General features: G+C 57.3%; 19 protein-coding genes. 10 read left to right on the top strand and 9 right to left on the bottom strand.

The window, feature by feature from the left end:
- The first annotated feature begins 6 nt into the window (after window positions 1-6).
- Window positions 7-1,254 (top strand): pentapeptide repeat-containing protein, encoded by a 1,248-nt coding sequence (locus H6F46_RS06045; RefSeq protein WP_190353931.1) that lies wholly within the window; start codon window positions 7-9, stop codon window positions 1,252-1,254.
- A gap of 134 nt (window positions 1,255-1,388) precedes the next feature.
- Here H6F46_RS06045 and H6F46_RS06040 read toward each other — a convergent pair whose 3' ends face one another.
- Window positions 1,389-1,634, bottom strand: coding sequence for a hypothetical protein (locus H6F46_RS06040; RefSeq protein ID WP_190353982.1), 246 nt, complete (start codon window positions 1,632-1,634; stop codon window positions 1,389-1,391).
- Window positions 1,635-2,488: 854 nt separating this feature from the next.
- Here H6F46_RS06040 and H6F46_RS06035 point away from each other — a divergent pair.
- Together H6F46_RS06035 and H6F46_RS06030 are read left to right on the top strand one after the other, a co-directional pair.
- Window positions 2,489-4,576: a flavin-dependent dehydrogenase gene (locus H6F46_RS06035; protein ID WP_190353930.1), complete on the top strand. Its 2,088-nt coding sequence runs from the start codon at window positions 2,489-2,491 to the stop codon at window positions 4,574-4,576.
- Between the two features lie 159 nt (window positions 4,577-4,735).
- Window positions 4,736-5,818, top strand: coding sequence for an ATP-dependent 6-phosphofructokinase (locus H6F46_RS06030; protein WP_190353929.1), 1,083 nt, complete (start codon window positions 4,736-4,738; stop codon window positions 5,816-5,818).
- 186 nt (window positions 5,819-6,004) lie between these two features.
- On the opposite strand, the gene H6F46_RS06025 is transcribed toward H6F46_RS06030, so the two are convergent.
- From H6F46_RS06025 to H6F46_RS06015, 3 genes are all read right to left on the bottom strand, one after another.
- The gene (locus H6F46_RS06025) at window positions 6,005-6,352 is read right to left on the bottom strand and encodes a hypothetical protein (RefSeq protein ID WP_190353928.1); all 348 of its coding nucleotides are present in this window, start codon (window positions 6,350-6,352) and stop codon (window positions 6,005-6,007) included.
- 290 nt (window positions 6,353-6,642) lie between these two features.
- A complete protein-coding gene (locus H6F46_RS06020; protein ID WP_190353927.1) occupies window positions 6,643-8,280 on the bottom strand; it encodes a PQQ-binding-like beta-propeller repeat protein in 1,638 nt (545 codons plus the stop codon).
- A 110-nt stretch (window positions 8,281-8,390) separates the two neighbouring features.
- Window positions 8,391-10,982 carry a sensor histidine kinase gene (locus H6F46_RS06015; protein ID WP_190353926.1) on the bottom strand — a complete coding sequence of 864 codons (2,592 nt, stop codon included), beginning with the start codon at window positions 10,980-10,982 and terminating at the stop codon, window positions 8,391-8,393.
- 227 nt (window positions 10,983-11,209) lie between these two features.
- Here H6F46_RS06015 and H6F46_RS06010 point away from each other — a divergent pair, with 227 nt between their 5' ends.
- Window positions 11,210-12,700, top strand: coding sequence for a folate/biopterin family MFS transporter (locus H6F46_RS06010; RefSeq protein WP_190353925.1), 1,491 nt, complete (start codon window positions 11,210-11,212; stop codon window positions 12,698-12,700).
- Between the two features lie 82 nt (window positions 12,701-12,782).
- Here the strand turns inward: H6F46_RS06010 and H6F46_RS06005 are convergent, their stop codons facing one another.
- Together H6F46_RS06005 and H6F46_RS06000 are read right to left on the bottom strand one after the other, a co-directional pair.
- Window positions 12,783-13,367, bottom strand: a complete 585-nt coding sequence (locus H6F46_RS06005; RefSeq protein WP_190353924.1) for an HAD-IIIA family hydrolase — start codon at window positions 13,365-13,367, stop codon at window positions 12,783-12,785.
- Window positions 13,360-14,319 carry a glycosyltransferase family 9 protein gene (locus H6F46_RS06000; protein ID WP_190353980.1) on the bottom strand — a complete coding sequence of 320 codons (960 nt, stop codon included), beginning with the start codon at window positions 14,317-14,319 and terminating at the stop codon, window positions 13,360-13,362. Before H6F46_RS06000 ends, H6F46_RS06005 begins: the two co-directional genes overlap by 8 nt.
- 304 nt (window positions 14,320-14,623) lie before the next feature.
- Here H6F46_RS06000 and ispD point away from each other — a divergent pair, with 304 nt between their 5' ends.
- On the top strand, window positions 14,624-15,307 hold the full coding sequence (gene ispD, locus H6F46_RS05995) for a 2-C-methyl-D-erythritol 4-phosphate cytidylyltransferase (protein ID WP_190353923.1): 684 nt from the start codon (window positions 14,624-14,626) through the stop codon (window positions 15,305-15,307).
- Between the two features lie 124 nt (window positions 15,308-15,431).
- On the top strand, window positions 15,432-15,719 hold the full coding sequence (locus tag H6F46_RS19065; RefSeq protein ID WP_199291406.1) for a peptidoglycan-binding protein: 288 nt from the start codon (window positions 15,432-15,434) through the stop codon (window positions 15,717-15,719).
- 220 nt (window positions 15,720-15,939) lie between these two features.
- Here H6F46_RS19065 and H6F46_RS05985 read toward each other — a convergent pair whose 3' ends face one another.
- Complete coding sequence (locus H6F46_RS05985) at window positions 15,940-16,278, bottom strand: P-II family nitrogen regulator (protein WP_099533361.1); 339 nt, start codon at window positions 16,276-16,278, stop codon at window positions 15,940-15,942.
- An 802-nt stretch (window positions 16,279-17,080) separates the two neighbouring features.
- Here H6F46_RS05985 and mrdA (H6F46_RS05980) point away from each other — a divergent pair.
- Window positions 17,081-18,880 carry a penicillin-binding protein 2 gene (gene mrdA, locus H6F46_RS05980; protein WP_099533359.1) on the top strand — a complete coding sequence of 600 codons (1,800 nt, stop codon included), beginning with the start codon at window positions 17,081-17,083 and terminating at the stop codon, window positions 18,878-18,880.
- A gap of 342 nt (window positions 18,881-19,222) precedes the next feature.
- Here mrdA (H6F46_RS05980) and H6F46_RS05975 read toward each other — a convergent pair whose 3' ends face one another.
- Window positions 19,223-19,360 (bottom strand): hypothetical protein, encoded by a 138-nt coding sequence (locus H6F46_RS05975; RefSeq protein WP_158234438.1) that lies wholly within the window; start codon window positions 19,358-19,360, stop codon window positions 19,223-19,225.
- A 339-nt stretch (window positions 19,361-19,699) separates the two neighbouring features.
- On the opposite strand from H6F46_RS05975, the gene mrdA (H6F46_RS05970) reads away from it, so the two are divergent.
- From mrdA (H6F46_RS05970) to H6F46_RS05960, 3 genes are all read left to right on the top strand, one after another.
- Window positions 19,700-21,556, top strand: coding sequence for a penicillin-binding protein 2 (gene mrdA, locus H6F46_RS05970; protein WP_190353922.1), 1,857 nt, complete (start codon window positions 19,700-19,702; stop codon window positions 21,554-21,556).
- 210 nt (window positions 21,557-21,766) lie between these two features.
- A complete protein-coding gene (gene lipA, locus H6F46_RS05965) occupies window positions 21,767-22,693 on the top strand; it encodes a lipoyl synthase (protein WP_190353921.1) in 927 nt (308 codons plus the stop codon).
- 73 nt (window positions 22,694-22,766) lie between these two features.
- Complete coding sequence (locus H6F46_RS05960) at window positions 22,767-23,516, top strand: glycerophosphodiester phosphodiesterase family protein (protein WP_190353920.1); 750 nt, start codon at window positions 22,767-22,769, stop codon at window positions 23,514-23,516.
- A 51-nt stretch (window positions 23,517-23,567) separates the two neighbouring features.
- Here H6F46_RS05960 and fldA read toward each other — a convergent pair whose 3' ends face one another.
- Window positions 23,568-24,080, bottom strand: a complete 513-nt coding sequence (gene fldA / locus H6F46_RS05955) for a flavodoxin FldA (RefSeq protein ID WP_190353919.1) — start codon at window positions 24,078-24,080, stop codon at window positions 23,568-23,570.
- Window positions 24,081-24,359 lie beyond the last annotated feature (279 nt).

The raw sequence follows: 24,359 nt of genomic DNA, 5'->3' as shown, positions 1-24,359 counted from the left end.
GTTGCCATGGAGTTGTCGGAGTTTCAATTGGCGCTCGATCGGGGACGGCGCGACTTTCCTTGGGTGAGTCTGGAAGGGCAATGTTTGCGAAAGCTGTCGTTGGTGGGGCTGTCCCTGCGCCAAGCCAAGCTCGATCGGGCTGATTTGAGCGAAACGGATTGCAGCGGGGCCACATTGCTGAAGGTGTCGGCCACGGAAAGCCAATGGCGTGCGGCCCGGCTCGATCGAGTCAATGCCCAGAAGGCGAATTTTAGCGGAGCCAGCTTTGTCAATGCCCAACTGTCGGCAGCCCAACTGCAAGGGGCCGATTTGTCGGCCGCTGACTTTCGGCAGGCGAATTTGCGGGGGGCGAACCTAACCGGCGCAACTTTGACTGGGGCTTGTTTTGCGGCCGCGGACTTGACCGACGCGATCTTCGACTGGGACTCGGAACCGATCGCCCAAGGGGATTTCACCGCCGCCACCATGCCCGATGGACAACCCTTCAGCGCCGATTGGCAACCGGGCCCCGTCGATCCCTTGCCCCCAGCGCCACCAACCACCGATCGGGCGATCGATGTAGGGCGATCGAATTCTGTCGATCGCGCCGTGACCGAGGCGATCGAACCCACCGATGCAACAACAAACGCACCCCCACCCGATCGGCCCCATCGCTATTTGTTGAGTAATCCCAACTTTGTCGTTCCCAACGCCGGCCCGCCGCCACCGCCGCCCAAACCCGCGAACCTTTGGGAAGCCGGCCAGCGCCTACCGTTGCCATTGTTAACCCTCTGGCTTTTGGGTTATGCGCTCTGGGGCAGCAGCCTCGCCGTTTTGGATCCACCGCCCCACAGTTGGTTGCTGCTGGCCTGTAGTTCCTTGGCGGGGATGGCGGGGTTGCAATGGGGTTTTTTGGCCCTAACCGGCGGGGCCATGGCGATCGTTCTGGCGGTTCCGCTGCCTCAGCAGGTATTGAGCATTCTGCTGGGTGGGGCCACCGGGTTAACCGTTGGCCTGCTCACCAAATTTTTGATGCATGTTTCCTGGAGCGGGGCCCTGCGCAACGCGCTGTTGGCCTTGGCTTCCGCTGTCACGGTCATTAATTTGGCATTGGGGGTTGTCTGGCTGGGCATGGTGGGAGCCTTGGCCTTCACCTTTTCCGCCATGCCCCTTTGGACAATCATGGTTGAGCAAAATTTGTCCCAAACCCAACGCCTGTTGGTGATGGCAGGGGTGGCCACCTTGGGCGTGGCGATCGGGCGCTGGGTTGCCTAGGGGCGATTCTCTAGCCGCGATTGCGTAGTTTGATCGCTTGATCGCCTAGTTTGATTGTTCGATCGCCCAGTGCGGTCGCCTAGTTGCGATCGCCTATCCGTGATCGCCCAGTGTAGTCGCCTAGTTACGATCTCCTAGTGCAGTTGTTCCCAGGTGCGAGCCACCACATCACTCAGCCAGCGCCGGGACTCGCCATCCAGCAAGTTATCATCCGCCAGCACTTCCGCCGTCAGATCTTCCAAGGATTGGCCCTTGGCCCGGGCCGCCGCGATCGCCACGGTGATGGCATCCGCGATCGAATCGATCAACCCTTCACCTGAGGGGATTAACTCCGCCCGTCGGGGGCGCGGCTGGCCATAAGTTGGATTAAACGCATTCACAACCGAAACTCCGAATCGAAAAGGTGTGTGTTGAGCGGGGAGCGATCGGGAAGTTTATTTCCCAAGGACAGCAAGCGAAACTGCAACGGGCAACGAGCACTGGGGCCCACAGATTTGTCCGGTTTTGGGTTGGCAAGGGCAGGCGCGATCGGGAAGAGATAACCCAATTTCGGGTAGCCATCTCATGTAGCAATCTCGCTGAAGCCCCCATCCAACCCCAGTCAAAACCCAATTCAATTGGGCATCCTGGGGACAGGCGAGGTCGGCCATTCGGTGGCGCAGTGGGGCAACCCATCAACCATCCGGCTTGATCAAGCTCGCCTGTCCCCAGACCGCTTGCAGATCCAGGGAACCCGCAAGGTGTTCACAGACAGGTCAATACAGAACAGGTCAATACGGGCGGGGCAATTCCGAATCTTCAGGGAGCGATCCCGATGCGATCGGCCCTGCCAAGTCAGCCCTGTTAAGTCAGCTTAGGCAATTACTCTCGATATTTGTAAACTTCTGTAAAGTTTATTAATTATTTTGAGTAAACGGAAGGATAGCGCATTTCTTTCATCTGTCAAGGATATTTCCAGGATTGCTTAAGATCACAGGTGAAACCATCTCGCCTCCGGGGTTCGTGGCCACTAAGCAGGGATCCGCCGCTTGGCTAGGGCCTCGGAAACACGCGATGATGGAAACGATCGCCAAAGCCTGAGATGCTTTTCAGGCGAGCTTTGCAGCGTCCACAGCACCCCAAGGGCTGAAAAACTTCACCCTAAAAAAGGAAACACTCCCGCTTTGGTTGCAAGTTTGTTGCAAAACGCTTCTTTTTACGCCCGTTTACGATTTGAGTAATCAGAACCCAATCCATGAAAGAACTGCTTTATCTGGAAGTGCCGACTCCGGAAGCCGCAACGGTGCTGAACTGGTTGCAGCAAGAGTTTATGGTTCCCAGCGGGGTGAAGGTAGCGGCTCCCACGGGGTTTCGCTGGCAACCGGCGGGCGATCGGGATGGGGAAACTGTGGCGGGTTGCGTTTGGTCTTTGCAGCGCACCACCTATCTGAAGCTGTTTCGGTGGAGCGATCGCCCGATCGCGGGGGAAGGGGCCTTGGTGCGGGCCCTGCGGCAACAGGTGGCTGAAAAATTCCCCACCACCTACCCGGAGCTTCCTGAGATTGACTTAACAAAGAGCAATATTTTCGAGGCCCTTGCGCCCAAATATCCGCAAACCGCTAAGTATTTCCAACGGATGCCCAATGGTGAACGGGATTTGCTGCGGGCCTATTGGTGGGAAAAGCGCTGGCGGGAAGCGGTGCGGAATCCTCAGCAACATAAGCAGGTGATTTTTCAGGGCCAGACTTCTCAGGGCGCGACTTCTCAGGGGCAAAACCCCGACCCATTGCCGGCCATTACCTATGACTTGATCTATGTGGGCGGGGCCTTGGGGGTAATTCATGCGGCGATGATGGCGCGGTTGGGCTATCGGGTGTTGTTGCTGGAGCGGTTGCCCTTTGGTCGCATGAATCGGGAGTGGAATATTTCCCGGGAAGAGTTGCAAGTGCCGATCGACCTGGGCCTCTTCACGCCCGCTGAGGTGGAAGGACTGATCGCCACGGAATATCGCGATGGGTTTCACAAGTTTTTTGATGCCAACAATCCACCGCAAGCGCGGGCCAATGTGCTGCACACGCCGACGGTGCTGAATGTGGCGATCGCGGCCGATCGCATCATTCAGCTCTGTGGCCAAAAGCTGCGGGAAGCGGGCGGCGACATTTGGGACGAAACGGAATTTGAGCGGGCGGACGTGATGGGCGATCGAATCGCCATGACCGCCAAACACTTGCCCACGGGGGAAACTCGCCAAGTGGCCGGTCGGTTGCTGATTGATGCCATGGGCACGGCTTCCCCGATCGCCTGGCAACTGAACGGAACCCGCGCTTTCGATAGCGTTTGTCCCACGGTGGGGGCCGTGATTGCCAATGGAATTGATTGGCCGGTCTGGGATTTGGACTATGGCGACGTGCTGTTCAGCCATGGGGACATTTCCCGTGGCCGGCAACTGATTTGGGAGCTGTTCCCCATTGGCGGCAAGGCCGTGACCGTTTATCTGTTCCACTACCACCAAGTTCACCCCGAAAATCCCGGTTCCTTGCTGGAAATGTATGAGGACTTTTTCAGCATCCTGCCGGAATATCGCCGCTGCGATTTGGACAAGCTGACCTGGGGCAAGGCCACCTTTGGCTATATTCCCGGTCACTTCAGCCAAAGCGAGGGCGAGCGGCGCGTCTCGTTCGATCGCCTCTTGGCTCTGGGGGATGCCGCTTCATTGCAATCTCCCCTGGTGTTCACCGGTTTTGGTTCCATGATTCGCAACTTGGGCCGGCTCACAGACCTGCTGGATACGGCCTTGAAACATGACTTGCTGACGGAACAGGACTTGGGTTCAATCCGGGCCTACCAAAGCAACGTGGCGGTTACTTGGATGTTCTCGAAGGGGATGATGGTTCCCACGGGTCGCACGCTGCCACCCCAGCGGGTGAATTCCATGCTGAACACCTTCTTTGGCCTGCTGGCCGATGCCGAGGAGGATGTGGCCGATCGCTTCATTAAGGATCGGTTTGACTGGTGGTTGTTCAATCGCCTGGCCCTGAAGGCGGCGGTGCAAAATCCAATGCTGCTGTGGTGGATTTGGGATTCGGCGGGCCCTTGGGATCTGTGGCGCTGGATGGGCAGCTATCTCACCTTTACCCTGTCGAGCTTGGTGGCTTGGCTGCTGGGGTGGCTACCGGCGATCGCCCGCCGAATTCAGCCCTGGCTGGAGCAGCGCGCGCCGGGTCTGTGGTTGCGGGTGCTGGCCCGGTGCTATGCGATCGACCTCACTTGGGGGCAGCGGGCCCGCGTGGCTCGCACGGTTCCCCGATCGCCCGCGGAAGCGGTTTCCAGCAGCACGGTCTAGGCCAGGAGTCGCAGGGCGATCGAAATAGGGTGATCATCCCATCTCGATCGCCCCATCTCGATCGCCCAATCCCATTGCAGTTATTAACACAGGCTTGCCCCACCGTTGGGATCGCGTACGATCGCCCATGAGCAGCGTTTGCATAAGAGATGCAATCCTATGGGTGAGATAAAACGAATCGGAGTGCTGACCAGCGGCGGAGATTGCGCAGGGCTAAATGCTGCCATTCGGGGTGTGGTGATGCGGGCTGCCAGCTACGGCTGGGAAGTGATGGGCATTCGCCACGGTACGGAAGGGCTAACCCGGCAGCCCACCGAAGCCCTGCTGCTGACACCGGACAAGGTTGAGCGGTGGTTAACCTTGGGGGGAACCCTGCTCGGAACCATTAACCGGGGCCAACCCTTTCAGGTGACCTTGCCCGATGGCACGGTGCATGACCGTACCTTGGACTTTGCCGAGGGTTGTCGGGAGTTGGAACTGTCAGCCATTGTTGGCATTGGCGGTGATGGCAGCCTGAAAATTCTTCATGATCTGATGACGAAAGTGGGCGTGCCCTTTGTGGGGATTCCCAAAACGATCGATAACGATGTGGCCGCCACGGAACAATCGATCGGGTTTGACACAGCCGTGAACATTGCCACGGAAGCCCTCGATCGGCTCCACTTCACCGCCGCCAGCCACGATCGAGTCATGATCCTGGAAGTGATGGGGCGCGACGCGGGCCACATCGCCCTCCACGCCGGCATTGCGGGCGGGGCCCATGTGATTTTGATTCCCGAAATTCCTTACAAGCTGGAAGTGGTGTCCCAGGCCATTCGCGATCGCCAGGCCGCTGGCAAGGCCTTTTCCGTGGTGATTGTGTCCGAAGCGGTCTGCACCAGCGGCGGTGACGTGGTGACGCAAACCCAGGCCTTTGGGGAATGTCGCCTGGGGGGCATCGGGCAATATTTAGCCCAAGAGCTGGCCCAAAGCACTGGCGCTGAAACCCGCGTCACGGTGCTGGGCCATGTGCAGCGCGGTGGCGTACCCTCGCCGCTCGATCGATTGATTGCCTCGGCCTTTGGTGTGGAGGCGGTGGATCTGATTGCTCGGGGCGAGTTCGATCGGGTGGTGACTTGGCAACAGCGCCAGGTGGTGAGCGTGCCCATACTGGAGGCAATTTCCCACTGCCGCATCGTTGACCCCGGTGATACTCTGCTGAAAACCGCACGGGGTCTGGGCATTTGCCTCGGGGATCAGTAAGTAAACTAGGAAAATAAGGGGCACAACCGAAGACCAACAGAAAGACCAACAAAAAGACAGGGGAAAAACCAAAAAGACAAGGGGCTTCAGCCCCTTGCCCCCATCACCATGGGCACGAAACTTAGACTGAAAAAATTGGATCAGGATGCTTCCAGAACCAGTCTAAAAACCAGTCTTTAACCGATCTCAAAACCATAGACAATCTGACCAAGAAGAGGTGAATTGTACTGTCCCGGCTGTGACTCCATTGCTAGGCTGATCCAAGCGCGTAATGCGCTGCAAAATTTCTAAGTTGGTGGGATCTCGAAAAGTTGCAATTCCAATAAAAATTAGCCCCATCACCCAAAGCTGGCTGTTGTCCTTCGGTGGTGGCGCGGCATCCTTTAAGGTGCAGACTTTGACCTTCCCTCTTTTGGCCTTGGCGATCGCGGCGGCCTCGTCTTTGTCGGTAAAGTGGATTGCTTTGCAAGCGTCGGGCACTGAACCGTTGGGGACATAATAGGAGCCATCGGGCAATTCGACAACGTAACACATGCTCAATTCCCTGATCGATGATCCTGAAAGGATGGAAATTTTAGACAGCACAAATCCGCACAGCTTTTGATGAAGAAAGCTGCTTTGGGTTGACCCTCAAGGTCAAGTCAATTCAGTGCAAAATAGAGAGCGAGAAATGACGAAGACGGCGCATAATTATCCGTCTCGTTTTACGTCTTGTTTTGCATTCAAAAATTTGTACTAGTCATCTATCGAGAAAGCTTCAAAAAATTATGCAAACCTGACCCGATCGGGATCATCTGTTGGGTTTTGGGCCTCGCCAAGATCAACTAGCCGAGGGCATAGAGCCAGCCATCGCGCCCACTCAGATAGACCGTTCCATCCCAGACGATCGGGGTGGCCTCAAAGGAAGATCCCGGGGCAAAGTGCGCCAACAGAGTGACCTCCAAGCGAAACCACTGGCCCCGACCATTGGGCAAAGCGGCCGGATCTTGGGACTGGGTGGGCAAAAAGCGCAACTGAAACAGCCGCACCCCGTCGTAGCTGGCGGCCACAAGTCGATCGCCCTCGGTGAAAATTGGGGTGGAAATGGTGGGGCCAATTCGGGTTTGGAAGGCCACGTAGGGCGAGTTGTGTGGCCCATCCCGCTGTGGCCCCCAGTGGGCCAGTCCGGTGGTGCGTAACTGGGAGCCAATGTAGAGGATTCCATCGATCGCCCCCGTGGCAAACAGGGGCGGCTGTCCCCGATCGCGATAGTCATCATTCAGGGCCGCTGAGCCGATAATTCCACCCTGCCAATCTTGGTAGCGCAGGGAGCCGGTGGGCAAAAACCATTCCACGGCCTCGGCGGGCGGCCTGGCCGGATTCAATTTAAAAAGACCGCCGGGCCCGGATGTATATTGCCGCTCGATCGCACAAAAGAGCTTGCCATCGCGCGAAACCACCGCCGTTCCGTCAATATCCGTACCGGTGAAGAAATCCCAGTCAATTTGCTGACTGTTCAGGTCAACGCCATAAATGTGACCGGAGCCAGCCGCCACAAACAGCCGATCGCCCAGTCGTGACGGGGAAGATTCCGCCACCAGGTTGCCGCCATGGCGGGCCCCATCGCCCGGGGCATAGAACAGCAATTCCCCCGCGATCGCCGGTTGGGTGATGCCGTCCCTTTGGGTGACTGTGTTCAGCGCGGCCCCCAAAAAGGAACCAATCCCGTTTTCGCCCACATTAAATAGCAGCCCATTACGCAAATCGAGGGGGCTGCTGTCGTTGTCGCGGCTGTAGCTGGCGGTTTGGCGCACGTTCCACCGCCACAACTCTTGGCCCGTGCGAAAGGAAATGGCCCGCAAACTGGGAACCACCCGCGCCGTAAAGGGCACATTCACCCCCTGGCGACTGCCCTGAAGCACAATCACTTGATCGAGTGGTGGTGCGGTGCGATCGATGTAGATCGTGGCTGTTCCCTTCAGTACGTCGTCAAATCGATAGCGCCAAACCTCTTGCCAAGTTTGCAGGTCAATTTTGCGCAGGTGGTGGTCAAACGCGCCAATCAGCAGATAGTCTCGTCCCCGATCGCGCACGAGGGTGCATTGCCCCGTCCAGCCCGCACCGCTCCAAACCTCCAATCGCCGCCCAATCCTTGTTGGGCCGGATCCCAAAAAGAACTTGCGCTGCACCCTCAATCCCTGGGGAATGCCTCGGCCATAGAACCGGCGGGCTTGGTTACCCAAAAAGCTGGGAATCAGCAGTTCCACTTCGGCGCGGGGATCTTGGGCGGCGGCCAACTGTTCTTGGGCCAAGTGATCGGCCATCCGCAGGCGATCGGCCCAGGCGGCGGGCTGTCCAGGAATTAACGGCGCGGCCTCGGCCTGTTGCCGCAGCTCGCTGGCCCGCTGGCCCATGGCGGCTCCCATGGATCCCAACAATCCCCCTTGGGCAATCCAGCGGGTGACGGTACGACGCGAGGGCACGATCGACTCCTGAAGCGAGGCCTAAAAATCAGCCCCATCATCGCAAGATTTCCAGGGTTTTTCAGCCTGCTGTGGAGAAATGGCCGATCGGGGAGGGCGATCGAACCGGGCTACACCGTCGCCGTGGATCGGGGCCCCGGGTGAATTGTGTTTTGAAGCTTGCTGGATCCGCGAATCGGCAGCTCAATGTAAAACTCCGTGCCCCAATCGGGACTGGACTGGCAAGTCAGCGCCCCGCCGTGCTGTTCCACAATCACTTGATAGCTAATGGACAGGCCCAAGCCCGTGCCTTTGCCCGTGGGTTTGGTGGTGAAAAACGGCTCAAAAATTTGATCGCGTACCTCCGGCGGCATTCCTGGGCCATTGTCTCGAAACCGAACAATCACCAATTGCTGATTCAATGTGGCCGTGGTGATTTCAATGCGGCTGGGATTTTGGCGCATGTCCGCAAGGGTTCGGCCCGCATCCCGCAGGTCGATCGCATCGATCGCATTCACCAACAAATTCATAAACACCTGATTCAGATGTCCCCCGTAGCATTCCACCAACGGCAATGGGCCATATTGCTTAATTACCTCAATAGCTAAGCGATCAGAGCGGCCCTTCAGCCGGTTTTGCAAAATAATTAATGTGCTATCAATGCCCTCATGTAAGTCAAACGTTTGCAACTCGGCTCGATCGATCCGAGAGAAAGTCCGCAACGATTGCACAATGTCCTGCACGCGCCGCGCACCCAACTGCATCGATTGAAAAGTTTTTGGCAAATCCTCAACCAAGAAATCCAGCTCCAACTCCTCTAAAGCTTCACGCAAGGTTGGCTCTGGGTCTGGATAGAACGTGTCAAACAAACTCATCGCCTTCAGCAGGCTTTGAACATATTCTTCCGCGTGGGTTAAGTTGCCCGCAATGAAGTTAATAGGATTGTTGATTTCGTGGGCTACCCCTGCCACCAATCCTCCCAGGCTTGACATTTTTTCCGTTTGAACGAGCTGGGTTTGGGTCTGTTTCAGTTGGCTGAGGGTTACTTCCAAGTCCTCCGTGCGCTCTGCCACCCGCTGTTCCAATTGCTCATTTGCCTGGTGAATTTCCAAAAATCTTTCTCGCAAACTTTCGGCCATTAACTGCCCATTGGTTGATAGTTGATCAAACTCCTGAACTGGGCTTTGTGGCCAATCTACATCTTGTTGATCATTCACGCGATCGGGCAGGTCTGTGGTGATTTTTGCCAAAATTTGCAGGGGTTTAACCAAAGCCTTGCTCACCCAATAGGCCGCCAGCATACTGCCATAGACCACCAGCATCACAATCCCAAATCGCTGGTTATAGGCTACCTGCAAATCATCCATGTGGGGTTGCGCGGGGAATGAAATCCACAAATGCCAACCCAAATCGCCCGGCAGGATACTATCAAGCCAATAGGTGGACTGGCGAGCACGCACCATCGGCGGCCGAGCGGGATCGTTAGTCAAAACCTGATAAAACTCGGTGCTGCCGGTTCCCAGTCGCCGCACCCAAACCTTCGGTTGCTTGAGATTAAAAACATCCTGCTGATCATAGGCGGGGTTCACACTGCCCATCACTTGCTGGTTTTCATTCACCAACACCGCGCCCACCGCCTGATCGTAAATTTTCACCGGACTCGTGAGCGCATCAATGAATCGATCGAACCGCAGATGGGCAATTAAAAATCCTGTGGACTCCAACCCCTGGGTTAGGGGTCGCACCAACCAAAGCTGATGCTCATCGCCAGTTTTGTCCTTCGGAATTGCCACAATTCGCCAGGCTTGAAGCTGATTGAGTTGACTTTCACGTAGCTCCAACTGCGATAGGGACTGAAGGCTGAGAGACACATCAGGATTATTGGTTGCCTGGGTCAGAAAACGTAGTTTGGAATCCAGCACCCAAAGACCATCAATCAGCACATTCTGTTCCAGGGCTGTGATTAATTGAGCTTCGGTCAAGGACTCCGCTTTGAGTTGTGAAAAGTCTGTGGCTGTTTCCCAAATTTGGCGCTGCCAATTGCGAATTTGCTCAATGATTGGCGCACTTGCCAGTTGTAAATCTGTCCTGACCGATCGCTCCAAATCCACCAACATTCGGTTGGCATCCAGGGTGAAGAGCAACATAATCGGCAGCAATACAAAAGCCACCAAAATATCGTTCAAAACATCCCGCAATGGCCAGCGAACCGATTGAAATCTTTTTGGAAATCGCTGTCCTAAAAAAGAAAAAATCCCAAGGATGCCGCTGGCAATTAGAGCATTACAGACCCCATTCAGGGCTTGTTTCAGCAAAATGAGCTGCACCTGTAAAACGCCCACCTGCAACAGGGCCCCATAAAACAGAGCCACCAACAACGATCCCACCACTAGCCAATACAGACCATCCAGCAACAGCAAACTTTGGCGATGGCGCTGGCGAACCCACTCCACCAGGGCCGCTTCCACCGTGAAAATAATCATGGCGTAGGGGTGGCTCCAAAGCACCCAGGTATAGCTCCCGATCGCTGCCCCGGCAATGCCACCCCAAAGGGGCCCATAGAATCGTGCTGCCAGTAGAGCGGCCACACTCCCAAAGATAAAATCAACGCCTAAAAATAACTTTGCTCGGTAGTAGTTACCGAGTAAGCCCAAAATAATTAGCCCAATAAAGCAAACAATTTTGAGTCCTTGGGGATGAACCCCCTTTTTCGAAACTGTCATTTTGCCCATTGCTTGAGGAAAAATCTTATTGATCTACAGATATAGACTCAACCGGCACAGATTCCACAGATACAGACCCAATATGAATTTAATTTCATGGATCTGAGTTTGGGTCTCTTGGCGCGACGGACGAGACCGATCGCCCGCTGGGTTGCCGATCGGGTCGGGGAAGCCCGCTATGATGGAGAGGCTTAGAATTATGAAGTTTTTTTGCTAGAAACTTATCAATGGCCATTGCACCGAACCAAAACATCAGTTCCGGCTCCGACGCGATCGCACCCCAGGATCCGCCAACGGGGCGATCGTCTGGTCTGCGCTCGGTGATCGTAGAAAAGCTTTTCTTTGGCAACGAGCCAACCCCGGAACTGATTGCCATTTTGCTGGTGTATCTGGTGCAGGGCATTTTGGGGCTGGCTCGTTTGGCCGTCAGTTTTTTCCTGAAGGATGAGTTGCACCTGAGTCCGGCGGAAGTGGCGGCCCTGATGGGGGTTGTGGCCATTCCCTGGATGGTGAAACCGCTGTTTGGGTTTATGTCTGACGGGTTGCCTATTTTTGGCTACCGGCGGCGACCCTACCTCATTCTGTCGGGCATTGGTGGGGCCTTGGCTTGGGTGGCGATGGCCACGGTGGTGCATACGGGCTGGGCGGCCATGCTGGCGATCGCCCTTTCTTCCCTGGCCGTGGCCGTCAGTGATGTGATTGCCGATTCCTTGGTGGTGGAACGGGCCCGAAACGAGTCCACGGGCACGGCCGGATCCCTGCAATCCCTTTGTTGGGGGGTTTCGGCGCTGGGGGGCCTGTTGACGGCCTATCTCAGCGGCGTGTTGTTGGAGCAGTTCAGCGCCCAAACGGTGTTTTGGATGACCTCCATGTTTCCGCTGTTGGTTTGTTTTGGGGCCTTTGCGATCCACGAAACCCCCTTAACCGCCCGTCCAGACCTGAGCGTGGTTCAACAGCAGGCGCGAGATTTGTGGCAGGCGGTTTCCCAAAAGGCGATTTGGCTGCCCACGCTGTTTCTGTTCCTTTGGCAGGCCACGCCCTCATCGGATACGGCGTTTTTCTACTTCACCACCAATGAGTTGCAGTTTCCGCCGGAGTTTTTGGGGCGGGTGCGGCTGGTGACCAGTGTGGCGGCCTTGATTGGGGTTTGGGCATTTCAGCGGTTCTTCAAAACCGTGCCTTTCCGCAAAATTTTCCTTTGGAGCACGCTGGTTTCCACGGCGCTGGGGATGACAACGCTGTTGTTGGTGACCCATGCCAACCGGGCTTTGGGCATTGATGACCGCTGGTTTAGCTTGGGCGATAGCCTGATTTTGACCGTGGCGGGACAAATTACCTTCATGCCGGTGTTGGTGCTGTCGGCGCGGCTTTGTCCGCCGGGGGTGGAGGCAACGCTGTTTGCGCTGTTGATGTCGGTTTATAACCTGGCGGGGGCGGTGTCCAGTGAGTTTGGGGCCCTGCTGACCCATTGGTTGGGGGTGGATGAAACCCACTTCGATCGCCTGTGGTTGTTGGTGACGATCGCCAACTTGTCAACCCTGTTGCCGCTGCCGTTGGTGGGTTGGTTGCCGCAGGATGATGCAACCGATGGCAATGCCCAGCTATCGGAGTTGCCGCCGGAGGTGACAGCCGTGAAACATCGGGAGCCAAACCTGGTGCCAACCTTTATGCCGGAGATGTCTCCGCAGCCCGATCGGCGCGATCGCTCCAAAACTTAGGGTTCAGGCGGGCGATCGGGGAGCCGATCGCCCACCTGAGATTGAATTAGCAAAGCCGTTCAAAGCCGTTGAGCAATTGGGACTATCGGGGCGATCGCAAAATCCACCGCACCGCTTCCAGCAAATTAGCCGCCACAAAGTCCGGCTGCGTCGCGTGTTGATAGTTGCCCGCCAACACCTGCTCCCCAAAACCCGTCGTCACCAAAATGCCCGTACAACCGGCATTCTTGGCTAGGTCAATATCCGTCGCCTTGTCACCCACCATCACACTGCGCGATAGGTCTAAATCCCAATCCCAGGCGGCCGCCACCAGCATTCCGGTGTTGGGTTTGCGCCAAGTGCTGTAGCGGGTGAATTCAGGATCCTTGCCGCCCTCGGGGCCGCTCAGGTACGGGCAGTAATAGAGCGCATCCAGCTTTGCCCCCGCTTCTTGATCGAGCAGGTGACAGAGCCGATCGTGCAGCGCGTCCACGTGGGATTGGGGATAGTAGCCCCGGGCCGGGCCGGCTTGGTTGGAAGCCAAACAGCAAAACCAGCCCGCCTCGTTCAGTTGCCGCACCGCTTGGGCTGTGCCGGGGATTAGGTGCAGGTCTTCGAGGCGGTGAATGTAGCCCGCCTCTTGGTTTAATACGCCGTCGCGATCGAGAAATACCGCCGGTCTAGACACCCAACTTCTCCAGAATGGCGCTGGGGGGAATGTCACTCATTCGATCGGTCGGGGACTTGATGGCCACGAAGCGATCGTCACCGGGCGGCAGCAGCTTGGCGGGATCGGTGGGGCCAAACAGGGCGATCGTGTAAGTGCCCAGGGCCACAGAAATATGCATCGGGCCGCTGTCGCCACAGAGCATCACATTCGCCCCCGCCGTCATCGCCGCGAGTTGACCAATGTTGTTGGGAGTCACCAGCTTCAGGCTCGGACAAGCGGCCTGCAACGTAGCCACAAAATCCGTATCGTCAGGCCCCTTCACCAGCACGATCGGCAGTTCCGGCTTGGCCTGTTGCACCTTGGTCAACACCGCCTTCCAGGAGTCCACCGGATAGACCTTATCAAAGCCCTTCAGTTTGGCCATGGCACTGGAGCCACCATGCACCAGCAAATAACCCTGGCCCTTGATCCCCAAGCGGGCTTGCTCTGCTTCGGCCCAGGCCAGTTCCTTTTGGGGCACTTGCAGCGACAGGGCCGGCCGGGGGGCCGTGATTCCAAAGCCGCGCACCAGGTCGTGGTACAGATCGCCCGCGTATTGCTCCAAATTCAGGGGCACGGGATCGGTCAAAAACATTTTGCCGCCGGCCGCGTAGCCCACGCGCTTGGGAATCCCCGTCAGCCACAGCAGCAGCCCCACGGCCCACCGCCGCCCCAGCGACAGCACCGCGTCATATTCCCGATCGCGGATTGTGCCCAGCAGGTTGCCCCAGTCGGCGGGGCTGTTGCGATCCTTAAAGTCAAAGGCGATCGTGTCGCGCACCGAAGCACAGACTTGGTAGGCTGCAACCGATCGCGGCTCCACCACCACGTCAATCTGCGCCTTCGGGTAGGTCTGCTTCAGTTGGGTCAGGGCGGGGAAAAATAAGATCTGGTCGCCAATGCCACCAGGTACGAGGGCGAGGATCTGCATCATAAAACTCGCGGGGTTGCCAAGTAGCGGCGGTAAAACAATATCGAAATCTGTGAAATGAAGCCTGAAAAACCGATAGCCAGCAATGGTGTTTCGACCCGCGAGGACTTCACAGGCGAATCCAAATCGCTACGGTCAGGAATCGCTCTCAATTTTAGAAGGATCTGCCCTAGGGTCAACTCGATCGCCCAAATCAACTCCAGGGTTTAGGGCAGCCCGTCCACAGCCTTGCGAATTCCGGAGAAAGTCGATTGAATCTTGATCGGGCAATTTGCCCAATCACAATATTTTTAGGAAACCGATTTTGTATTTACTCATTCCGGCGGCCGGCTCCGGCAAGCGCATGGGCGCGGATCGCAACAAACTCCTGATCGACCTAGCGGGCGAGACGATCTTTGCTTGGACGCTCAAGGCCGCCCAGGCCAGCTCGTCGATCGCCTGGATTGGGATCATGTGTCAGCCGATCGACCGGCCCGATTTCGAGGCGATCGCCCAAAACCTGCACCTGACCAAGCCCGTTGTGTTTATCCAGGGCGGCGACACCCGCCAAGCCTCGGTCTACAACGGTCTGCAAGCCTTGCCCCCCGAAGCCGATCGCGTCTTGATCCACGACGGGGCCCGCTGCTTGGCCACCCCAGACCTGTTCGATCGCTGCACGGCAGAGCTGGCCACCTGTCCGGGATTGATCGCCGCGATTCCCGTCAAGGACACGATTAAGCAAGTGGATGCGAATCAAATTGTTAGCAACACGCCCGATCGCGCCACCCTCTGGGCCGCCCAAACGCCCCAAGGCTTTGAAGTGGCCACCCTCAAGGCCTGCCACGATCGGGGCTTGGCTGAAAACTGGGAAGTCACCGATGATGCGGCCCTGTTTGAGCGTTGCGGCCTACCCGTAAAAATTGTGATGGGCGAAGAAACCAACCTGAAAGTCACCACGCCCCAAGACTTGGCGATCGCCGAGTTCATCCTCCGCCAGCGCCAACCCTAGCCGTTCCCCAACAACCTAACAACCCAACACCGCAATCGCCAAAGCGAGCGCTACCATAGCGATCGCAGCCCCTACGATCGTCTTCAAGACCGTTGTTGGAGTGGCTTTCAGTTGATTCGGAGTGGTGAATATCTTGTCTAGCAATAACCCACCGGCTAAATCCGAACGCTCCGGCGTGCCGGCCAGCGACCAAGTGGTCAGTGATATTTTGCGACTGGGCGATCGGGGTAACCTCGTGCAGGTCGTCCAGCATGAATTAAACATGCGCGGTTTTGATGCGGGACAACCGGACGGTATGTTTGGCCCCCAAACCGAAATCGCCGTCAAACAGGCCCAATCCGCCTATGGTCTCACGCCCGATGGCATCGTTGGGGCAGACACCTGGGAGCGTTTGGGCTTCACGTTCCGCTAGATTGCCGCGAGCACGTTCCACCCCAAAACCCATCAATCAAAAACCGACGCGGGGCCCAGCAGCCCCCCATCGGTCAACTCAAAGCGGCACTACAGTCCGCTGTTGGTACTTCAGACGCAAAATCTGATCATTACCCGCAATTGATCATCCAAAATTCATCACCTGTAATTGATCACCAGGGAGGAGCTAGAGTGCCCCTCTCTGGTGCGGTGACGTTGCCCTAGACCGCCTCTAGGTTCTTCTCACCGGTCCGAATCCGGATGATTTGTTCCACGGGCGAGATGAAGATCTTACCGTCGCCAATTTCGCCGGTGCGGGCCGCGGTGATGATGCACTCAACGACCATATCCACGTCCTTGTCGTCCACCACCACTTCGATCTTCAGTTTTTGCAGGAACTCAACGGTGTACTCCGATCCCCGGTAGCGCTCCGTTTGTCCCTTTTGGCGGCCAAAACCGCGCACTTCGGAAACGGTCATCCCGACAATGCCGGCGTTGACGAGGGCAATTTTTACATCGTCCAATTTAAAAGGACGCACGATCGCTTCAATCTTTTTCAAGGCTAGTCTCTCCCTTTGAGCATTCGTTATAGGTCTTGGTGATCACTGGGCCATTGTGGCTTTCCCCTTGGCACACCTCAAAATCCTCAGGTTGGGATCGGGTTTGCATCGGAGTTGTTGCACACAGAATCTCAGCGATCGCCCGGTTCTAGCCTGGGTGTTGCAGCCCCATCACCACCCCAGGGATCTGGCTCCTTGGGAGTTGGCAACCCAGTTTGGTAACCAAGCTTGGCAACCCAGTTTGGCAACCAAGTTGGGGTCAACCAACACCCAAGCATAGAAGGGTTGGCCGTGGCCTGCACAACAAACCGATATCTCTGACGAAATCGGCATTTTATTAACCCGGTTATCAACCTGGTTATCAACCCGGCTAACGGGGCAACCGCCAGGCGGCTGAGCTAGATCAGAGATGAACAACGCCGTGGGGCGTTATCCACAGGCTGACCCTTGCAGGCTGGAAAGTGCTGAGCTTGACCCCTGAGTTCGGCCACCGGACGAGGTTGCACGTTGGCGCAAGTGCCTGTACAGGCCACGCTAAAGCCTGGAACTGCCCACCTGCAAGAGCCAGAGAACAGTGGTTGGCATTTTTAAGGCTAGCCTATCAAAAGCCGGGGGCACTCAGGCTAGTGGGCTGTATATCCCTGGTTGCGTTGGGTTAACAGTTAGCACTGGATCTCATCAGGGTTTTGTAATGCTCGTTACCGGTTGTTGAGCAAGACCTATCCCGAGGGGGGAGGGTTGGGTGCGGATCAGACAAGCAATGGCCCTTTGTCGTCGGTAGCCCTGCTGGCTTGCACTTGCTATGGGATTGGTATCTATTCGTAGGGGCGGCTTTGCTCCGTCATCGGTCGCGCCCGATCGCACCCAAACCTTCCGTGCCCTGGTCTTGATGACTTTGGTAACGGCGCTGATCGGATCCTTGGCGTTTCGCCTCAGTCGCTTGCAACTGGTGGAGGGGGCTGTGCAGCGCCAGGCCGCAGAGCGGAATCGATTGCGGGGGTTGCCCTTGGTTCCCGATCGGGGGGCCCTGTTCGATCGCAAGGGCCAGGTGCTCGCTCGGAGTCGCTTAATCCGCAGTGTGTATCTGTCGCCCCAGCGCCACAGCCCGGCCGAGTGGCAGCGGATTCTGAAGCCGATGGAAAGTATTTTCGATCGCCCCGTTGCGGCCATTGCTCAACAGATTGCCACTCAGCGTCAGCAGGGCCGGGGTGATATGCCCATTCGGGTGGCCCGGGATCTGACCCCTGAAGGATTTGTCCGGCTGGCAGAACTGGATCCGGGAGCAGGCATCCTCGCCGTGCGCGTGGAAGCCGAGCGGGACTATCCCCACGGTTCCACCGCCGCCCACGTGATTGGCTATTTGGGGGAAGCCAACCCCGAAGATATTAAAAACAACCCCGATTTGCCCATGGGAGCCACCGTGGGCAAGGCAGGCATCGAACGCTTGGCAGAATCGACCCTGCGGGGCACTTGGGGCTACGACTGGATTGAGGCCGATGCCAAGGGCCGTCTCCTGCGGCCGGCGGGCCAACGGCCCCCGAAGCCGGGCCAGCCCCTTCAGTTAACGCTGGATTTGGCCGTGCAACAGGCGGCGGAACGGGGACTTCAGGGACGACGCGGCGCAGTGGTGGCCATGGATCCCCGCACGGGGGCCATTTTGGCCATGGCCAGCAGCCCCACATTCGATTCCAATTGGTTTACCCAGCGCATTACCAAAAACCAGTGGGCCCAACTCCAAGACCCCAGCCGCCCCCTGTTGAATCGGGCCCTTCAGGGCTATCCCCCGGCCAGCACGTTCAAGATTGTGACTTCGGTGGCGGCGATCGAGTCGGGAGCCTATAGCCCGAATGCCACGGTGGGCACTGCCGGGGCCTTGTCCCTGGGGGGGACGGTGTTTCGGGAACATGGGGGCGGTGGCTACGGCACGATCGGCTTTGCCAGGGCCCTCGAAGTCAGCAGCAATACCTTCTATTACCAGGTGGGAATGAAGACCGGCCCCGAGGCGATCGCCCAATGGGGCCAGGCCCTGGGCATTGGTCAGCCGCTGAAGTTGGGGCTGTTGGGCAGTCGGGGCATGTTGCCCACGCCGGCCACCAAACAAACTCTGTACCGTCAACCCTGGTATTTGGGCGATACGGTCAGTATGTCGATCGGGCAAGGATTGGTTCTAACCACGCCTTTGGAACTGGCCACGGTCGTTTCCGCGATCGCCAATGGAGGAAAGCGTGTGGTTCCCCACCTGTTGGCTAACCAAACCAGCCAATCGGACTTTCAACCCCAGTTGATCGGCCTGAAACCCGAAACCCTGAACGTGGTGCGCCAAGGACTCAATGCGGTGGTGCGCCAGGGAACCGCCAAAGTGCTCAACGATCCCAGTCTGCCCCCCAGCGCTGGCAAAACGGGAACCGCCGAAGTGCCCAGCGGCCCCAATAACGCAATGTATGTGGGCTATGCCCCGGTGGATCAACCGCAAATTGCCCTGGCGGTGGCTGTGGAAAATGCTGGCTATGGGGGAGCTGTGGCGGCCCCGATCGCGAAGGAAGTGTTCAAGGCTTACTTTGGCCCAAAACCGCCCGCCTCTAATCCGCCCGCGAATCCGTAGCAGATTCACCAAGGAGCAGATTCGCAAAAATCCACGAAACTCCTGCCAAAAGCCTGCCCAAGACCCATCAAGACCACTCCAGCGAGCGGATCCTTCAAGGCCAACCTTCTGTAGTCCCTGGATCTCGGAACAGTTAAGGGCAGGTCAGTCTCAGCAACTCAGCAACCATTTAGGGGCGATCGCACTAGCCGATCGCCCCTAAATTCATTGATTCGCATCCATTCATGAGGCTCATGAGGCTCAATTCAGGCAATTGCTCAAGATTTTGAGCCTGATGTCATCAAATCATCAGAATCCCAGGTTCAAAATTTCGAGCCTAATGTCATCAAATCATCAGAATCCCTAATCAGCCCTGCGCCCCAACCCACAAAACAGCGTGCCATCAGGTCTTTGCGGAACCCGATCGCGCCAAATGCCCAAAACTGGTTTGGTCACCCTCAGAATTTCCGGTAAAGTATTGGGCGACGGCCGATTGGGCATGGGTGACAAACAGAAACCCTCATCAATGGGTCACTTAAGCGCCCGCCGCCCATCAGCAAACCCCCGATCGAATCCCCAAAAGCCTAATTTTTGGGATTTCAAGGGTTGCCTTGTTCCTGGTTTTGTTTTTCCCGTCCCGTTGCTTCTTCCCTGTGCGATCGCCCCGAGCCATTGACCCCGAGCCATTGACCCCGAGCCTATGCGTTGATGCTCAGAGCTAGACCAGTTGCCCCATGACCTGCACCTGTTGGTTCGATCGCTAACTGCTCTTGCGCTTGCTGATTGTTGTCCGCTTGGGATTTTTCCCCTTGCTCCCTCTTTCCATCGGCCGATCATCCTATGACGCTGCTACAACCGCTGTACGATCGCCTCAACACCGATGGCCGCACCATCGGGCGATCAAACCAAAGTTGGATTTTGATGGGTGTGGTTTCCCTGTTGATCTTTGGGGGACTGGCTCAGCGCCTAGTGCATCTCCAGCTCATGGAAGGTGAGGCCCTGCGGGCCCGGGCCGAGCGCAACCGCATTCAAACCATCCCCAAAATTCCTAGCCGGGGCAACCTGCTCGATCGAAACGGCAACCTGCTCGCGGGTAACCAGCTCACCCACTCCGTTTCCGTTTGGCGCACAGCGGTTAACCGGCCCAACTGGCCCCGACTGCGGAATGTTCTGGCCACCACCCTCAATATTTCAGAAGACGATCTCCAGGCCCGGGCCGATCATCTAGATTTTGAGTCTCGCTTTCTGATTCCCGTTCAGCACAACGTGAAACCCGAAGAGGTCGTGCGGTTGCGGGAATATGGCGTGGATCTGCAAGGGGTGCAAATTGAACGGGAAACCAGCCGCTCCTATCCCTACGGTGAAACGGCCGCCCACGTCTTGGGCTACATCGGCGAAATCAGCAAGGAAGAACTGGAAGGCAACCGATTTCGGGCCCAAAAATCCGCCAAAGGCTATCGCTATGGCGACATTGTGGGCAAAATGGGCCTTGAAAAATCCCTGGAATTTACCCTGCGGGGCCAGCCCGGTAGCGGTCGGGTAGAAATTGACGGCAAGGGCAACCTGATCAACATTCTGGACGATCGCCCCGCTCGACCCGGTGAAGATATCCACCTCAGCTTAGATGTGGACTTGCAGCGGGCTTCGGAATCGGCCTTGGGGGGACGCAACGGGGCCGTGGTGGTCATGAACCCCAAAACCGGCGAAGTGTTGGCCCTGGCCAGCGAACCCCGATTTGACCCCAATATCTTCACCCGCAAGATTGACCAACGCACTTGGCAAGCCCTGCAAAAGCGCCGCCATCCCTTCGTGAACCGAGCTTTGCAGGCCTATCCCCCCGCCAGTACCTTCAAGGTGGTGACCACCGTGGCGGCGGTGGAGTCGGGCAAGCTCCCGCCCGATGCCGTTCTGCCCACCTATGCCTATTTGCCCGTGGATGGTACTCGGGTTTGGGATTGGAACAAATCCGGCTTTGGCCCCATGAGCTTCATCAGTGCCATGGCCATGAGCAGCAACACCTTCTTTGGGCAAGCGGGCCTGCGGGCGGGCGAAAAAAACCTGGTCACTTGGGCCCGGAAGTTGGGTTTTAGCTCACCAACGGGCATTGAACTGCGATTTGAGGAAGCCAGGGGACTGATTCCCAGTGATGAATGGAAGCGGAAAAATGACTTGGGACGTTGGCATCGGGTAGATACGGTCAATGCCTCGATCGGGCAAGGCTACGTGCAAGCTTCCCCCCTGCAAGTGGCGGTCATGTTTTCAGCCGTGGCCAATGGGGGCTATCGGGTGCAGCCCCGGTTGGTGCAGTCCACGCCGATGCAGCGGGAGTCTTTGGGTTTGAAACCCAGCACCTTGGAACTGTTGCGGAAATCCCTGCGCAGTGTGGTGACGGCGGGTACGGGCAAAGCCCTGAATGGCACGGTGTCGGTGGCAGGCAAGAGCGGCACGGCGGAAGATCCGCCCCGGGAAACCCATGCTTGGTTTGGGGCCTATGCGCCCTATGAAAAACCGGAGATCGTGGTGGTGGCGTTTTTGGAAAATGGTGGCGGTGGCAGCAAGGTGGCCGGCCCCGTTGCCCGATCGGTCATTGATGCCTATTTTGCTAAGGCTCGCCAACCCCAAAAGGGCAAATCCAACACCGCCCAAGCCTCAACGGCCAACCAGCCCACCGGCAACAATCGCCAATCTCAGGATTAGCCGTTGGGAATCCAAGGCCGATCGGCTAAGAAACCGGTTGAGGCAGTCCCGCCCATGAGGTTGTGCCGTTCCCTTAGGCGCGGAAGCGATGTGAATTTGTGAATTAGCCCTAATTGATTAGCCCTAATTGATTAGCTCTAATTGATTAGTGTTAATTAATCAATAATGAATCAGTGCCCCAAAACTGGGTGAAACCCAACCCGACTACTCGTGAACCCAAACTCCAACCCGATCGCCCAAAAACCTGAATGGCTCCGCGTCAAGGCTCCTCAGTGGGAGCGCGTGGGCAATGTCAAAGATATTTTGCGGGACTTGGCCCTGAACACGGTCTGCGAAGAAGCCTCCTGCCCCAACATTGGCGAGTGCTTCAATGCCGGAACGGCCACGTTTCTAATCATGGGGCCCGCCTGCACCCGCGCTTGTCCCTACTGCGACATTGACTTTGAGAAGAAGCCTAAGGCCCTGGATCCCACGGAACCAACGCGGCTGGCGGAAGCGGTGCGCCGGATGCGGCTGAACCATGTGGTGATTACATCGGTGAATCGGGATGATTTGCCCGACGGCGGGGCGGATCAGTTTCGCCAATGCATTGCGGCCGTGCGATCGGCCTCGCCGGGAACCACGATCGAGGTGTTGATTCCGGATCTCTGCGGTAACTGGGCGGCGCTGGATATTATCCTGTCGGCGGGGCCGGAGGTGCTGAACCACAACACGGAAACGATCGCCCGTCTTTATCGCCGGGTGCGCCCCCAAGGGGACTATCAACGCACCTTGGAACTATTGCAACGTGCCAAAACCCTTGCCCCTTGGCTGTATACCAAATCTGGAATCATGGTTGGTCTGGGGGAAACGGCGGCGGAAGTGGAACAAGCCATGGCCGACCTGCGATCGGTGGATTGCGATATTTTGACCCTCGGCCAATATCTCCAGCCTTCGCCTAAGCATTTGCCGGTGCAGTCTTTTGTGACTCCGGAGCAGTTTGAAGCTTGGCGGGTGGCCGGGGAAGCCATGGGCTTTTTGCAGGTGGTTTCTTCGCCGCTGACCCGCAGTTCCTACCATGCGGAACAGGTGCGATCGCTGATGGAACGTTATCCCCGATCTCGCCCGCAGTCTGCTGAGGCGCTTTCCGTCGGCTAGGCAACGGTTAACGGATTCCTCAAATTGAATCCTCAAATTGAATCCTTAACTTGAATCCTTTCGCTCCAGAACCATGGCGCAGCTCATTGCCCATCGGGGCAGTTCCGCGATTGCTCCCGAAAATACCTTGGTGGCGATCGAACAGGCGATCGCTGACCGGGTTGATGCGATCGAGCTGGATGTGCAGGAGCTGGCGGACGGCACGTTGGCGGTGCTCCATGACACAAACCTGCGGCGGTTAGCCGGGGTCGATCGCCCCAGCCATCAACTGACCGCTGCGGACTTAGCCCAATTGGAGGTGGGATCCTGGCTTAGTCCCCGGTTTGCGGGAACCCGGATTCCGACCCTGGCGGCGGTGTTGGCCCAAGTGGGCGATCGGGTGGCCCTGAATTTGGAGCTGAAGTGTCATGGCCAGGAACGCCAACTACCGGAAGCCGTGGTGGCTTTGTTGAGGGCGTTTTCCCAAGCACAGGTCACGCTCACGTCTTTTAATTGGGCAATGCTGCAACGGGTGCGGGCGATCGCGCCTGAGTTGTCCTTGGGCCCGATTGCGGCTGACCCGCTGGATTGGGCCGCGCTCGATCGGGAATTGGGGGCGGTGGCGGTGGTGTCGTTGCACCATGGCCAGCTCACCCCCGAAGTGGTGGCTCTGGCGCGATCGCGGCAGGCGGCCCTCTGGGTTTGGACAGTGGACGATCCCATCGAAATGGAGCGGGCCCTGAGCTTGGGGGTGGATGGCGTGATCACCAATGCTCCCGATCGGGCCCGGTTCGATCGGCTGGCTGCGGCGGCTCCTAGCCCGATCGGCTCGGACGGTCAATAGCTCACCAGCGCCCAACGGGAACCCCAGAATTTCAGGGCCCAACTGGCCCAATTACAGGCCAAATTCGCGCTTAATCTGGGCCACCCAAGTGGCAATTCGCTCATCGGTCAAGTCCGGTTGGTTATCTTCATCCAGCGCCAACCCCACGAACTGATCGCCCCGTTGGGCCTTGGATTCGCTGAAGTCATAGCCCGCGATCGGCCACATGCCCACGGTTTGGCCGCCCAGGCTGGCGATCTTTTCCTCAAGCAATCCCATCGCGTCTTGGAAATTGTCCGCGTAGCCCACCTGGTCGCCGGGGCCAAAATAGGCCACCTTTTTGCCCGCAAAGCTGATGTCGTCTAGCTCTCCGTAGAGGCCGTCCCAGTCGCTTTGGAGTTCGCCAATGTTCCAGGTAGGGCAGCCCACAATCAGGTAGTTGTAGGGCGCAAAGTCTTCGACGCTGGCATCCGCCACATCGTGCAAATCCACCACGGAATCGCCGCCCAGGGCCGCTTGAATTTTTTCAGCCAAGGATTCCGTGTTGCCCGTTTGCGTGCCGTAGAACAGTCCGATCGTTGCCATAGGTTCGATTCGTTGAAAGGTTGAGGTTGTTGAGGTCGGCCGGCCGAGTACCGATCTCGCTTCAGGGGCGATCGCCATGCACTGCTGGTTACTGGCGATTGACCCTCAAAAGCTTATCTAATGAAATTAACTCTCAATAAATAAGCAATAGCAGCATAGCAAGCTTTTCTTAATTGAGAAAGAGTTTTAATAAACTGAAAATGCCCACCCAACCAGAAAAAAGGGGATCGATCGCCACCCCCAGCGACGGAGCGGCCCCGAATCCCCCCAGTCCTCGTA

The sequence above is a fragment of the Limnothrix sp. FACHB-1083 genome, assembly GCF_014696485.1.
Classification (GTDB): Bacteria; Cyanobacteriota; Cyanobacteriia; order CACIAM-69d; family CACIAM-69d; genus CACIAM-69d.
Note: the sequence above shows the minus strand (reverse complement) of the source record. Positions and strands in the feature narration are given on the sequence as shown.

What these genes read in the sequence shown, in the direction of transcription:
- H6F46_RS05975 (WP_158234438.1), bottom strand. Translation starts at nt 19,360, where the DNA reads ATGCCCAATCGGCCGTCGCCCAATACTTTACCGGAAATTCTGAGGGTG.
- H6F46_RS06035 (WP_190353930.1), top strand. Translation starts at nt 2,489, where the DNA reads ATGAAAGAACTGCTTTATCTGGAAGTGCCGACTCCGGAAGCCGCAACG.
- H6F46_RS06015 (WP_190353926.1), bottom strand. Translation starts at nt 10,982, where the DNA reads ATGACAGTTTCGAAAAAGGGGGTTCATCCCCAAGGACTCAAAATTGTT.
- mrdA (WP_190353922.1), top strand. Translation starts at nt 19,700, where the DNA reads ATGACGCTGCTACAACCGCTGTACGATCGCCTCAACACCGATGGCCGC.
- fldA (WP_190353919.1), bottom strand. Translation starts at nt 24,080, where the DNA reads ATGGCAACGATCGGACTGTTCTACGGCACGCAAACGGGCAACACGGAA.
- H6F46_RS06025 (WP_190353928.1), bottom strand. Translation starts at nt 6,352, where the DNA reads ATGTGTTACGTTGTCGAATTGCCCGATGGCTCCTATTATGTCCCCAAC.
- H6F46_RS06030 (WP_190353929.1), top strand. Translation starts at nt 4,736, where the DNA reads ATGGGTGAGATAAAACGAATCGGAGTGCTGACCAGCGGCGGAGATTGC.
- H6F46_RS05960 (WP_190353920.1), top strand. Translation starts at nt 22,767, where the DNA reads ATGGCGCAGCTCATTGCCCATCGGGGCAGTTCCGCGATTGCTCCCGAA.
- H6F46_RS06010 (WP_190353925.1), top strand. Translation starts at nt 11,210, where the DNA reads ATGGCCATTGCACCGAACCAAAACATCAGTTCCGGCTCCGACGCGATC.
- mrdA (WP_099533359.1), top strand. Translation starts at nt 17,081, where the DNA reads ATGGGATTGGTATCTATTCGTAGGGGCGGCTTTGCTCCGTCATCGGTC.
- H6F46_RS06045 (WP_190353931.1), top strand. Translation starts at nt 7, where the DNA reads ATGGAGTTGTCGGAGTTTCAATTGGCGCTCGATCGGGGACGGCGCGAC.
- H6F46_RS06000 (WP_190353980.1), bottom strand. Translation starts at nt 14,319, where the DNA reads ATGCAGATCCTCGCCCTCGTACCTGGTGGCATTGGCGACCAGATCTTA.